This is a genomic window from Thiohalophilus thiocyanatoxydans, from assembly GCF_004366735.1.
Classification (GTDB): domain Bacteria; phylum Pseudomonadota; class Gammaproteobacteria; order UBA6429; family Thiohalophilaceae; genus Thiohalophilus; species Thiohalophilus thiocyanatoxydans.
In genome coordinates this window covers 140,381-152,496 of record NZ_SOQX01000005.1, presented here as the reverse complement: position 1 = coordinate 152,496, position 12,116 = coordinate 140,381, and the positions used below count along the sequence as shown (strand labels likewise).

At 57.3% G+C, this 12,116-nt stretch carries 12 protein-coding genes; 6 read left to right on the top strand and 6 right to left on the bottom strand.

Annotation, left to right across the window (positions count from 1 at the left end):
- Nucleotides 1-139 precede the first annotated feature (139 nt).
- The 5 genes from EDC23_RS10290 to EDC23_RS10270 form a co-directional block, all read right to left on the bottom strand.
- Nucleotides 140-520: a cation:proton antiporter domain-containing protein gene (locus tag EDC23_RS10290; protein ID WP_166668833.1), complete on the bottom strand. Its 381-nt coding sequence runs from the start codon at nt 518-520 to the stop codon at nt 140-142.
- 11 nt (nt 521-531) lie between these two features.
- On the bottom strand, nt 532-1,824 hold the full coding sequence (locus tag EDC23_RS10285) for a glycosyltransferase (protein ID WP_134084231.1): 1,293 nt from the start codon (nt 1,822-1,824) through the stop codon (nt 532-534).
- A complete protein-coding gene (locus EDC23_RS10280) occupies nt 1,821-4,073 on the bottom strand; it encodes a hypothetical protein (RefSeq protein WP_134084229.1) in 2,253 nt (750 codons plus the stop codon). Before EDC23_RS10280 ends, EDC23_RS10285 begins: the two co-directional genes overlap by 4 nt.
- Entirely contained in the window at nt 4,070-4,822 is a 753-nt protein-coding gene (locus EDC23_RS10275) for a TVP38/TMEM64 family protein (protein ID WP_134084227.1), read from the bottom strand. The genes EDC23_RS10280 and EDC23_RS10275 overlap by 4 nt, the downstream gene beginning before the upstream one ends.
- Before the next feature lie 425 nt (nt 4,823-5,247).
- Nucleotides 5,248-5,826 carry a DedA family protein gene (locus EDC23_RS10270; protein ID WP_134084225.1) on the bottom strand — a complete coding sequence of 193 codons (579 nt, stop codon included), beginning with the start codon at nt 5,824-5,826 and terminating at the stop codon, nt 5,248-5,250.
- A gap of 362 nt (nt 5,827-6,188) precedes the next feature.
- Between EDC23_RS10270 and EDC23_RS10265 the strand changes: the two genes are divergently transcribed.
- The gene (locus EDC23_RS10265) at nt 6,189-6,653 is read left to right on the top strand and encodes a hypothetical protein (RefSeq protein ID WP_134084223.1); all 465 of its coding nucleotides are present in this window, start codon (nt 6,189-6,191) and stop codon (nt 6,651-6,653) included.
- Between the two features lie 148 nt (nt 6,654-6,801).
- Nucleotides 6,802-7,614, top strand: a complete 813-nt coding sequence (locus tag EDC23_RS10260; protein ID WP_134084221.1) for a sirohydrochlorin chelatase — start codon at nt 6,802-6,804, stop codon at nt 7,612-7,614.
- Nucleotides 7,615-7,671: 57 nt separating this feature from the next.
- Here EDC23_RS10260 and EDC23_RS10255 read toward each other — a convergent pair whose 3' ends face one another.
- Nucleotides 7,672-8,361: a winged helix-turn-helix transcriptional regulator gene (locus EDC23_RS10255; RefSeq protein ID WP_166668832.1), complete on the bottom strand. Its 690-nt coding sequence runs from the start codon at nt 8,359-8,361 to the stop codon at nt 7,672-7,674.
- Nucleotides 8,362-8,553: 192 nt separating this feature from the next.
- Between EDC23_RS10255 and EDC23_RS10250 the strand changes: the two genes are divergently transcribed.
- The 4 genes from EDC23_RS10250 to EDC23_RS10235 all read left to right on the top strand — a co-directional run bounded on the left by EDC23_RS10250 (nt 8,554) and on the right by EDC23_RS10235 (nt 12,116).
- The gene (locus EDC23_RS10250; protein ID WP_134084217.1) at nt 8,554-9,378 is read left to right on the top strand and encodes a class I SAM-dependent methyltransferase; all 825 of its coding nucleotides are present in this window, start codon (nt 8,554-8,556) and stop codon (nt 9,376-9,378) included.
- A 30-nt stretch (nt 9,379-9,408) separates the two neighbouring features.
- Nucleotides 9,409-9,687 carry a hypothetical protein gene (locus tag EDC23_RS10245; RefSeq protein ID WP_134084215.1) on the top strand — a complete coding sequence of 93 codons (279 nt, stop codon included), beginning with the start codon at nt 9,409-9,411 and terminating at the stop codon, nt 9,685-9,687.
- Nucleotides 9,688-10,091: 404 nt separating this feature from the next.
- A complete protein-coding gene (locus EDC23_RS10240) occupies nt 10,092-10,469 on the top strand; it encodes a TusE/DsrC/DsvC family sulfur relay protein (RefSeq protein ID WP_134084213.1) in 378 nt (125 codons plus the stop codon).
- A 222-nt stretch (nt 10,470-10,691) separates the two neighbouring features.
- Nucleotides 10,692-12,116 (top strand): GGDEF domain-containing protein, encoded by a 1,425-nt coding sequence (locus EDC23_RS10235; RefSeq protein WP_134084211.1) that lies wholly within the window; start codon nt 10,692-10,694, stop codon nt 12,114-12,116.

Sequence of the window (12,116 nt, the reverse complement as noted above, 5' to 3'; positions counted from 1 at the left end):
CTTCAGTTATACCGGTGTGTCCCCGTCTGTTTTTATTATCAGGCGGTTCAGTATCAGGTACAGGGCCGGCACCTGGATCAATACGGAAAAGATCACAACATCGTAGGTGATGGGTTGAATCGTGTGCCAGGCATTCAGTTCAAGCGGCAGTGACAGTTCCAGGGTTACTCAGGCGTGTAATAATGCCGCCAAGCAGGCCATAGAGGAACGATACTACAGGTAAGTGCCGTGCCCGTTGTTGCGCGGGCTTGATCACCAGGGATAATAAAAGGCCGAATAATACAATTGCGATGGCGTCGTTAAACAGGCTTTCGCCTTCCAGTAAAGTGATCAGGCGCTCGTCTATTCTGAAGTGTTTGAATATATCGATAACGGCGGCAGGATCCGTTGCGCAGATCAGGGCACCGCAAATGTGACAAGGGAGAGGATAATGTGCCTGCCCGGTAAAGACCGCTATTCGGCCAGACACGGGGCAATCAGTTTCGTGATCGGCGGATTGCCGCGCGATGCGCCCGATCACTTTGAGGTGTATTATCCATCCTCCTCCTTGTCGGAAAACAGCTGGCTCCCCAGCGCGACGTTACCGGCGTCGGCCATGCTTTTCAGAATATTCCACTCCGTCTTGATGGCGGTCATCACTTCCTGCACCCCGGTTTCCTGCTTGAGCGATTCATCCCGGGGGCCGGGTTCGAGCGAGGCATAACAGCTCAGTGCTTTGTCCGCCGAACGGGGCATGGAAAAAGCTTCGGCGGTCTCCAGCGCGCTACGCTTGAGATCACCGATCGCTTCGGGAGAGAGCCCGGCAACCCACTGCAGGGCCGCGCTGAAAGCCGGGATCGATTCTTCCCGCAGCAGGCGTCCGTTCTGTTGATCCCGGACCACTTCCCGCGCCCCGGGCGCATCCAGGGCGATGACGGGCAAGCCGGCGGCCATGGCTTCTGTCAGCACCATGCCCTGGGTTTCGCTTAACGAGGCGAAGGCGAACAGATCCATGGCGTGCAGGGCATCGCTCAGAGCAGGTTGTTGCAGGATGCCGGTGATATGCAGGCGATCGTCGAGTCCCGCTTCGGTGAAAATTTCGCGCATGCTTTGTTCGGAGGGGCCGGAGCCGATAACCAGAAAATGGACCTGCGGGTGCTCCGCGGCGAAGCGGGCGACGGCGCGGCTCAGAAATGCCAGATTCTTCTCCGGCGCCAGGCGGCCCAGATGGCCCACCACAAACGCCTCCGCCGGAATACCCCGCTGTTCGCGAAAGCCGGGGCCGTCGCCCCGGGCGAAGTGCTCCAGGTAGACCCCGGTCGGCACCACGCTAACCGGCGTGGTGACGCCGCGTTGCAGCAGCAGCTCGCGGATGCTTTCACTGGGGGCGAAGACCTGATCGGCGAGGTTCGCGTAACGGGTGGCCAGCTCGATCGCGAAGCGCCTGAGCACCGGCGAATCACCCGGCACATAGTGGGTATATTGCTCATACAGGGTGTGATGAGTGAAGACCAGCGGCAGGTTGCGACGCCGGGCGATCCGCACGGCGGTCATGCCGAGCAGGAAAGGGTGCTGGGAGTGGACGATGTCCGGTTGGAAGGCATCGAGCCGGGCGCTGAGTTGCGGATGGACCGGCAACACCACGGAGAAATCGCTGGCGTTGAAGTTCTGAATCGCGGGAATGCGTACCACGTCGGCTTCGTCCTCTTCTGCGCCGGGAAATTCGGGCGCCACGATCAGCACCTCATGCCCCCGCTTGCGGTATTCCCTGACAAACGCCTCCACGGAGCGGGCCACGCCGCCCACGTGGGGGGCAAAGGTGTTGGTGAGGATGAGAATGTTCATGCGTCAGGCTTCCTTTTCACGAGCAGTTCCGAGCCGCTGCCCCGGGTCGTGTCGAGCGGGACATAGCCGGGTAGTCGAATCTCGATCGGGGGGACTTCGTCATGCCAGTCGCCCCGCCAGTCGAGACGCGGCGCTCCGCCGGGATCCGGGGTGAGGGTGATCGACACCGTGCCAAAGCGGGTCGGCGCCGGCCCGAAGCGGATCGGCGTTGACTGTTCCAGCCAGCGCCCGGGAATGCCGCTGATCAGAATAAGCCGTTCCGCCTCTTCGCGCACGAAACAGTTGCGGATCATCAACGCCCACTCGGCGGCGGCCCAGACATGGTGACCGTCACCCATGCAGCCACCGCCGGTCAAAGGATGGCAGGCTTCGGGCCACTGTCCGGTCGGTGAGGCGAGGTCCGCCACGGCATCCATCAGTTCCAGGTAGCGGGGATCGCCGGCGCGTAGCATTACCTGGGCAACGTGCAGGGTCAGGTAAGCATTGAGACCGGAATGGGTCATGTCCTGATAGAAGGTGCCTTTGACGAAACAGTGCTGATGCAGAAACTCGACCGTGTCGAGCAGCCGGGGATCGTCTGGGGCGCAGAGTTGCAGGGGATAGCCCCCCGCCAGCGAGCCGATGGCCCCGGCATCGAGCCGGCGATAGGGGGAGGCCGGCATGGCCGCACGGTTCAGCCGTTGCGCGCAGGCGATCAGACTGCGATCCACCGCGGCGGCAAAGTTGTCGGCTCCCGCGGCGAAATCCCGGCTGCGATCGGGGTCCGTCTCCGTGAACATCGCCGCCGCCGCGTGCAGGCCGGCGATTCCCCAGAAATCATCCCAGTAGTAATAGTCGTTGGGCCCCAGGTGTTCGGCGCTGAATCCCGCCGGCAGCAGACCGGCGTGGGGGGCTGCCAGATCATCGTTGAGTCGCTTGCGCAGAATCCAGCGCGCGCCTTGCGCAACCGGGTCGTGCCAGTCGAGTGTGGGTTTGCGGTTGGTCAGGGCAAAGAAGCGTTCCAGGATCCACAACACCTGGCCGTTGGAGTCCCATTCGCCTTCCTGGGAACGGAAATAGCCGAGCCCGGTCTGGCGTGCCGGAAAGCGCGCCAGAGCCCGTTCGGCGCGGTGGGTCAGGCCGGTACAGAGCAGGGCGTGAATGATGAAGGCGGCATCGCGAAACCAGAAGCGCTTGTAGGTGTAGGGCCCGGGATAGACATCCCCGGGTGAATGCAGAATCAGTGAGGTGATCGCGGCATCGTAGAGAAACTGGTAATGCGCCTCCGGACAGGAGAGCTGGCAATGATCCTGATGGACGTTGGGCCAGGCCTCGGCGACCAGCCGCTCGTCCGGTTTACTCGCCAGCGGGATGCTGGCGGTGATGTCGGTTGTTTCACCGGCGTTGCAGGAAAACAGCGCCGCCGCGGTGACCATGCCCACCTCACAGCGGCCTTCGGTCTGATCTTCCCGGTCACCAAGATGAATGAACACATCCCCGCTGCGATAATCGGCGACATGATGCCGTTCGGCAGCGGTACTGAAGGTGACCTGTTGTTTGTCGTCAATGGTCCAGGCATCGCGCCCGGGGGAGAGACTGACCTGATTGATGAAACTGATCCCTTCGGGATTATACGGACGCAGCGCCAGCACTACCGAGGCCCGAGTATCGGCGCGTGCCTGCAGACGCAGTTTGCAGACCGGGATGCCCGACTCGATCTCTACCCAGGCGCGGCTGGTCAGGGCCAGCCCCTCCGTTTGTGTGTCGGTGGTAATGCAAACACCCGATGCCATCTCCTGCCGCTGCCGGCACTCGGCGCTCCGCGAGGGGAGTAGCGTGCGGCCGTCCTCCGTCATGATCCAGCCGTCCAGTGACCAGCCATCGAGCAGGGGGGTCAGCAATCCGCGGGGATCGACGATCGGCAGTTCCGGGCACTCCGGATAACCGATCGCGGTCCAGTTGCGATGGCTGAGATTGATATGGGTGAAGGAAAAGGCACGCGGGATAAAGGACATATCGGTGGGATCGAACTGACGCTCGATCCAGTAGGGCCACACCCAGTCCAGGTTGTGCTGAATGACCCGGCTGTTGATCAGACCGCGGGCATGGAAAACCACCCCCGCGCGCAGCAGCTCGATGGGTTCGCCTACCTCGGAAGGCTGGGCAAAGCTGTGCAGCCGCGCCAGCAGGGCGATCGGATCGAGAAACCCCTGTTTGCGCGCCACATAGCGCACGATAAAGCGCCACGGCAGCCATTTCATCCAGCTCATGGTTCCTCCTCGATTTCGCCTTTCTGTTCATACCGGGCCAACGCCCTTTGTGCCAGCCGGCTGAGGGTGACAACGGCGATCACGGCGGCAATGAAGCCTGCCGCGTAGAGACTCCATTCCAGGGGTGTGCGGCCGAGTTCGTGTGCGCCCAGGGTGGAAAGGTCGGCGGCAATCGAGCCGAGATAGACGTTGTGCACGGAGAGGGGAATGAAACCGACCAGGGAACCGCCGATATAACCCCGCAGGGAAAAAGGGGTCAGCCCGAAAAAATAGTTGGAGATCTTGCTGGGAAAAAACGGGATCAGCCGCGTCAGCAAAACGATTTTCCAGCCATGCGGTCTCACTTCCTCGCTTACCAGCCGAAGCCGGGAACGGGCCATGATGAATTGCCTGGCACGTGCGCCGAACAGATAGCGTGCAATCACAAATGCCAGGCTTGCGCCGAGTGTCGTCCCAAGCACCACGTAAATCGAACCTTCCACGACACCGAAAACAAACCCGGCGCCGGTGGTAAACAAGATACCCGGCAGCAGCAGCAGGACCACCGCCGCCATCAGCAGAATGAAGAGCAGCGAGACCCATGCGCCCCGGGCTTCAAACCATTGCAGCAAGTGTCTTACCTGTTCATCCACGCCAAAATAGATCAACACGGCGAGTACTGCGGCGACAAACAAAATGCTGCCGGCAATCCCCCACAGCGGCGAACGGATGACTCTTTTGGAATGGCTGGTTTGCGCTGAATTCAACATATTTGCAATATCCCTGTAACCTGGGCAGATCACCGAATTGTGAGCCATATAACAGGGCCGGTTGAAGGCCCCTTGACGATTCCTCGCTATCGGGCGGGGTTTGTGAACCCCTACCTGTTTAACGGACACTTTCCTGTAAAAGACGATACCGCCTTTACAGGAGAGTCTATATAGTCCAAAAACGCAAGCCCTACAAAACCCGCTTCGCGGGCGGAGGGGAGCTCAAGCAAGAGGCCGGCAGAGTGATGGGTGAGTCGCTTTTGCGGCGTGTTCAGATTGCAGGAGGATAGCCGGAGCGTGCAGAAACTCGTCAGGAAATGTTACGCGGTTGTGCCGCAGGTTATGACGCTGTTTTTCAGTTGTATCAAGCTGAATGGTGATTCCACGAACCGGGCGAGTCGGGAGGGAAGCGAGAACGAAAGCCGTTACAGCGGCCCGTTATCGCCGCTTTTCATCATCCGGTGGCGGGCATACAGGCTGATGACCAGCAGCCCGATCAGCAGCGCGGCTCCGGCCAGCCACAGCTGGTAGTCCCCCAGATTGTCGAGCAGTGTTTCCGCGCCCTTGCCCAGAACAAAGCCCGCCCAGGAGACACCGAGCCCCCAGATTGTGGCGGGGATCAGATCCAGCAGGGTGAAGCGCAGGTGGCTGATGTCGGTCATGCCCAGGGCAAAAGGGGTGATGGCGCGCAGGCCGAACAGCCCCCGATAACCGAAAATGATCAATGTGTCGTAACGTTCGAGCAGGCTGCGGATGCGCGCCACGCGCGACTGCCAGCCGGGACGTTTTGTCAGCACGGCCCGTCCCTTGAGGCGGCCGAGCAGAAAGTAAAACTGATAGGTCATGATCGAGCCAATGACCGAGGCGGCCATCACCCAGCGCAGTTCCAGCAATCCTTGCTGGGCGAGGAAGCCGGCGGTCAGTACGATCACCTCACCTTCGATAAAAATACCGAACGCGACGGCCAGATAGCCGTAGGAGGTGATAGCCGATTCGATCGTCATAGGGAACTCCTCTGCGTCCGGGAATAATAACAGGGATCGGCCCCGACTTGCGCCTGCGCAAGGGGCCCGGCGAACCGCTCCAGAGGCGGGATCGGCTGGTATTTTCCAGCAAGCGGTGTCTATACTTTGTAAAGATGCCCGATAGCCGCAAGAGCCGTCCGGGCAGGGCCCGGGGCTTTCGCTCCCCGGAGGCCAGGGTTTTGCTACCCGTCAATCACGGCATTGTATTCATGCCGGGCCTTGACCGATGAGGAAAACCGGGGATAGCGCACAGATTTCCCTGTAATCAGGACGTATTCTGGCGTGGCTCGATAATTCAGTCAGACGAATATTGAAAGCATTACCGCCTGGGGCAATTTACTATGTCATTTCTTTTATACAGCGTACCGATTCCGTTGTGGCTGCTGATCCTCATGATCGCGGTCATGGCTCCGACCTTGATAAAGCTGGGCAAACTGGCTTATCGGCTCAAACAGGGCGAGATCGTCAGGGAAGAGGAGGGCGACACGGTCGTCTGGAAAGTTCAAAACCGGGTTCGTGCACCCAAAACGCCCAGGGGCGCTTCTGATCAGGAACAAGCAAAAGAGAAGGAGCGCGAGAAGAAGGCGGAACTGGCCCAGATTCTGAAAATATTAATCAAGGAAGGTGAGAAGGGGGTCTTGATGAAAACCATTGCCGACAGGATGGGCATCAGTATGATTCATGCGCAACATGCAATGCAAAAACTGATGGATAAAAATATGGTGGAGGAGGTAACCGGGGTCAGCGGTACGAAGTACTATCTGACCCAGGCTGGCAAAGAGTATTGCCGTCGCAAAGCAAGATGATGACAGCAATCAATAAAGAACGATAATAAATACCGGTTTTTGCACTTCCTGGTCACTTTTTGAGGTTTAAACGGGCGGCGTCCGGTCTTGGCTGCCGGGTAAAAGCTGCTAAGATGGGATTTCACCTGACAACCTGTAGTTAAATCCCATGCCGGTCTACCTGCTTATTGATAACGGCTCCAGGCAACCTGACGCCACGTTATATCTGCGCCGTCTGGCGACTGAACTGAGTCGTCATACCGGCAAGACGATTCATCCGGTCTCGCTCCAGCACGCCGATACCATTCCTGCCGACGAGCTCGATGGCACGCCTGCGCAGGTTTTTTCCGCATTTCTCGAAGCCCGGCTGGCCCAGGGTGAAAACGAGTTCATTGTTGTGCCGCTGTTTTTCGGATTGAGCAAGGCGCTGACCTCGTTCATTCCCGACCAGGTGGCGACGCTCCGGGCGGGGTATCCCGAGCTGACGGTCAAGGTGGCTCCCGTCGCCTGGCCTCTGCCTGAAGGTGAGCCGCGGCTGGCCCGAATCGTGTTCGATCATATTCATCAGGCCCGGCAACAGAACGGGGCTGATGCCCGGATCGTACTGGTCGATCACGGTTCGCCGAGCCCGGAGATCACAGACGTGCGCAAGGGGATCGCCCGGAGATTGCTGGAAGAGTACGGACTCGAGGTGGATCAGGCGGTGATGGAACGCCGCGAAGGCAAGGAGTACGACTTCAATGGCGATCTTCTGGCGACCTGGTTGCGGCAACAGGCCGGGCAGGGGGTGACAGAGGTGATCGTCGCCATGCAGTTCTTCCTGCCCGGTCGCCACGCAGGGCCGCGCGGCGATGTGGAGGAAATCTGTGAAGCCGTGGTGAAAGATTATCCGCAGCTCAACTACACGATCACTCCGCTTATCTGTCATCACCCGTTGCTGCTGGATATTCTCAAGGCGCGACTGGCAGCGGCGTCAGGTTAATACCACAATATATCAAAACATGATTAGTGGCTTGTTGTATCGGGTACGGGTTGCTTTCTAACTTGCTGATTCGATCGTTGCAAAATAATTGCGACCCAGCCAGGTGGTAATGTCTTTTTTCAGGGTAGTATCGCCATCGATTGTTATATGTTTTTCCTGCTTTGCTTTGGCCATGCTGATATCGCCCATCCAGTAGTGCGTGAGGGTCCTGGTGTCGGTGATGATGTGCAGATCCACCTCGAAGCCGGGATCCTTGAGACAGACATCCACATCATCGTCCTGAATTACCAGCCACCAGCGATGGTAGCGGGTCTGGTAATCGGTAAACTCAAACAACAACACGTTGCGATCCTTATTACTGATTCTCTTGAAATAATCGACATCGACGTTGCGATGAATGTCCCACATCAATAATGATGGATCGAGATCCTCCTGGGACATGTTGCTGCGTACCCAACGGTGTCCCCAGGCGCCCAACTCCAGAATGATTGGGAACAACTCCTTGCCGGAGCGGGTGAGTCGATAATTGACGCCCTGATCCGTTTCATCCCGCTGTACCACGCCGGCGCGTTCCAGCGATTTCAGCCGGGTCGACAAGAGGCTTGGTGAGATCAACGGCAGGCCTCTGCGCAGCGCATTGAAACTTTCACTGCCACTGCCCAGCTCGCGAATGATGAGGTTGGTCCAGCGTTCGCCCAGTACCTCCGAGGCCTTGGCGATAGGGCAAAATTGTCCGTAGCCTTTCATAACCGCGCTCCTTATGGTTGTATTTGCCGTCATTGCTGTCTGTGAGCAAGATGAATAACAAGTATAAATTCTGTACTGTCGATTTCATCCTCAGAGCCAGTACAGATTTAGTACTGGAGAAAGTGGTGATTGATTTCCATACTTCGTGCAACACCGCCCCATTAATTCTGATACGAAGAGGAGGGAAATGAGATGGACATCGCTGAACAGTTATCCATTGAGGAACAGGGCTTAAAGCAACAACTTCACGATACCTGGTGTGCCGGCAACTACAGTAGTGTGGCCCGGACACTGGAACCCAGCGCGCTGCAGTTTCTGGCCCGCCATCCTGTTCGCGCCGGTGCGATGGTGCTGGACGTGGCCTGCGGCAGCGGCCAGGTAGCCCTCCCGGCGGCACGGGCCGGGGCGAAGGTCTGGGGTATCGATATTGCCGGGAATCTGATCGAGGAGGCCCGGGGGCATGCCGAGCAGGAAGGGCTTGCGGCGCGGTTCGAGGTCGGCGATGCCGAATCCCTGCCCTATGGGGACAACAGCTTCGATCAGATCTACAGCGTGATCGGCGCGATGTTTGCGCCGCGTCCGGAACGGGTGGTTGCCGAGTTGACGCGCGTGTGTCGTCCCGGTGGCGAGATCGTGATGGCCAACTGGACACCGGAAGGTTTCGTTGGACACTTCTTCAAGACCGTGGCCCGGCATGTGCCCCCGCCGCCGATGCCATCGCCGCTGATGTGGGGTACCGAATCCCGGGTCAGGGAACGCTTTGCCGAGAGGCCGGTGGATCTGCATTTCGACAGACAGCTGTTTGAATTCCGCTATCCCTATACGCCCGAGGAGGTCGTGGGGTTTTATCGACAAAACTTCGGACCGGTGGTTCGGGCCTTTGCCGCCCTGGATGCGGCGGGGCAGGCAGCGTTGCACGCGGATCTTGTACAGCTGTGGCGGGATTACAATCTGGCCGACGACGGCACGACCCATACCCAGGGAGAAGTTCTGGAAATCGTTGCCGTCCCGCAATAAGAGGCGGCGACCGAACAGAGGAGAATGGTTATGAACAAGGCATGGTTATCCCTCGTCGTGACAGGCGCACTGCTGTTGTTCGGTCAATCATCTGTTACGGCACAGCAGGCTGCCGAATTCAGCCCGCGCGCCTATTGCCAGGCGACGAATGGCACAGTCAGTGAAACCGGCAAATCGGCGATCTATATCTGCTGTTACCGTGATAAACAAAAATGTGTGTTGAGCAATGTTGCTCACGGTTATAGCCGGATTATCCCGCTGGAGCGGACCCGGTTGCAGCGGACCCGGGACTCCACCCGGGATAAATAAACCCGATCGTCCGCTTTGCTGTCGATTACGCTGCTTTTGCGAATCAGGGTTTACCCGGCAACAGCACCACGCCATGCCGTGTGCGAGCAGTAACCGGCTGTACAGGATGATGGGCTGTACCATGGTCTATCTCCCTCTATGTTTAATAATGTTGCCGGATTAGCTGTGCTGCTGGGGCGGGATCCGGCCGGGAGTCGTGTATGCCCCGCTATTCATCTGATCGGCTGTGCTGTCGATGGCTGCAGCCTGAAAGGGACCTTCCCGGGAAGTGAACAGTGCGGCCCATTCCCGACTGACGGGCTGAAACCGGTCAGTCCCGTTGTTGTTATCCCTGCACAGGAAATGTTTTTGTCTGCGCGTTTACTCACGTTGTGGTCGTCTATACTTGAAGCAAGAGCGGAATCATGAAGCCCACACAGTTCCCCGGTAAATACCGCAAGGAGGAACGTATGACCGCCGTGAGACAAAATACAGATTTGCCGGAGATGGATGAAGCCGGCCTCATCGTCGATCCGACGCAGTGGACGGAAGAGACGGCCAGCACGATTGCGGAGCAACTGAAAGTGGCGCCGCTGACAGACGACCACTGGCTGGTGATCTACAGTCTGCGGGATTACTACAAGAAGTTTGGCGTGGCGCCGGCCATGAACAGCGTCTGCCATCGGCTGGGGAAAGACAAATTCTGGGTTCACGATCTGTTTCAGAGCTGTCTCAACGCCTGGCGTATCGCGGGTTTACCCAATCCCGGTGAAGAAGCCAAGTCCTATCTCAATGATATGTAACGTGGGTAGGTCATAAGCAGAGGCCGGGGAATCCTGAATTATTATTGCAGGATGCAATCTCGCTTGTGTCGATTGATAACAAGAGCGTGCCATTATGTGCCCAGTAAACCGGTGAGTCACAAACTAGTTAAAGGTCGTCACACTTCTGCCGACGGACAGGTATGGCCCAATTATCTATCCGATGGTTAGCAGCCCACCTTAACCCAGTTCCTGTGTAAAGTAATGGAAAATTTTCGTCGGGATATCGCCAAATTATACCTTGTGATGGTAGTCAGTGGCCTGACACTGATTCTCACCTTCTATCTATTCGGTTTCCGCCCGCTGGTGGATCGCCTGCATGAGGAGCATGAGGAAGAAATCGTCCATTACCTCGACGGTGGGCTCTGGTTGCTGCAGGGTATGCTCGACAAGCATTACGATTTAGCAAGACAGAGTGCCAGCCGGACGGCTATCCGCAACAGGCAAATCGCCTATCTGGATGGGAAAGTCAGCAAGGAAGAGCTTGTTGCATTCAGCGCCCCCAAACTTTCCGATGCCCTCGGTGCAAATCGAGAGGCGGTCGGTATCAGTCGCTTCGACCCGGGCGGTAATTTACTGTTTTCCGTAGGGGTGGCGTTGCCCGAACATATTGTGAACGAATGCAATCTCCGGGAACTGGATGAAATCCGTATGCTTGGGCGCAGGCAAGTCGGGAATGAAGAATATTTAGTGTATTGCTCAAATATTGCCGACAAAGGGGAAAGGAAGGTCGGGGCAGACATACTGGTGATGGATGATGTCGGCATCGAAAAGATTGTCGAATCGACCCTGGATGAACAGGGCTGTTATGCCATTGTCAAAGATGGGGAGATCATCTACTGGCCGCACGGAGGCCACAATGTAATCACAGTCGATGTTCTTGAAACATACCTTGACAGTGGAGAGGTCGATGAGGCTCATATTGTCAAATCCCGATACGTGGAAGGACACAACTGGCAATTGTATGCTGTTGTAAACAGGGATCGTTTTTTTGCCGACATCGATCGTCAGCTGCTAATTCTCATCGGTATACTGTTAGTAGTGCTGCTGGTTGTTATTCTTCTATCGGTAATCGCGCTACGTCCCATTATCCGAACATTGTTGCGTGAGAAAGAACTCTTTGAGCTGTCGCACCAGGATGGACTGACAGGTTTGTTTAATCACGCGTATATGCAAACACTGCTTGATAACGAACTTGAGCGTGCGCGGCGTTTCGAACGCCCTCTGTCAGTGCTATTATTTGATCTTGACCATTTCAAGCAAGTCAACGACAACTACGGTCATCAGGCCGGCGATAAGGTGTTACGACATGTCGGGGAAGTCATATTGAGTGAAATTCGCCAAATTGATCTTGCCGCGCGCTATGGAGGTGAAGAGTTTATGGTGATATTGCCCGAAACCGACGCTGAGGGAGCCCAGGTGCTGGCTGAGCGGCTGCGCTGCGCCATTTCACAGAAAACGGTATCAACCTCCGCCGGAGAAGTTCACGTAACTATCAGCGTAGGGGTGGCGACCTGCAATTCCTGCTATGAAAAACATGATGTGATTGAAGTCGCTGACAACGCGTTGTACACCAGTAAGGCGAACGGCCGGAATCAGGTAACCCGGTTTACGCTGGAAGCAGTCTGA

Bases quoted from the DNA above. Each gene is read 5' to 3' on its own strand.
- EDC23_RS10285 (WP_134084231.1), bottom strand. From the start codon at position 1,824: ATGAACATTCTCATCCTCACCAACACCTTTGCCCCCCACGTGGGCGGC.
- EDC23_RS10280 (WP_134084229.1), bottom strand. From the start codon at position 4,073: ATGAGCTGGATGAAATGGCTGCCGTGGCGCTTTATCGTGCGCTATGTG.
- EDC23_RS10275 (WP_134084227.1), bottom strand. From the start codon at position 4,822: ATGTTGAATTCAGCGCAAACCAGCCATTCCAAAAGAGTCATCCGTTCG.
- EDC23_RS10270 (WP_134084225.1), bottom strand. From the start codon at position 5,826: ATGACGATCGAATCGGCTATCACCTCCTACGGCTATCTGGCCGTCGCG.
- EDC23_RS10265 (WP_134084223.1), top strand. From the start codon at position 6,189: ATGTCATTTCTTTTATACAGCGTACCGATTCCGTTGTGGCTGCTGATC.
- EDC23_RS10260 (WP_134084221.1), top strand. From the start codon at position 6,802: ATGCCGGTCTACCTGCTTATTGATAACGGCTCCAGGCAACCTGACGCC.
- EDC23_RS10255 (WP_166668832.1), bottom strand. From the start codon at position 8,361: ATGAAAGGCTACGGACAATTTTGCCCTATCGCCAAGGCCTCGGAGGTA.
- EDC23_RS10250 (WP_134084217.1), top strand. From the start codon at position 8,554: ATGGACATCGCTGAACAGTTATCCATTGAGGAACAGGGCTTAAAGCAA.
- EDC23_RS10245 (WP_134084215.1), top strand. From the start codon at position 9,409: ATGAACAAGGCATGGTTATCCCTCGTCGTGACAGGCGCACTGCTGTTG.
- EDC23_RS10240 (WP_134084213.1), top strand. From the start codon at position 10,092: ATGAAGCCCACACAGTTCCCCGGTAAATACCGCAAGGAGGAACGTATG.
- EDC23_RS10235 (WP_134084211.1), top strand. From the start codon at position 10,692: ATGGAAAATTTTCGTCGGGATATCGCCAAATTATACCTTGTGATGGTA.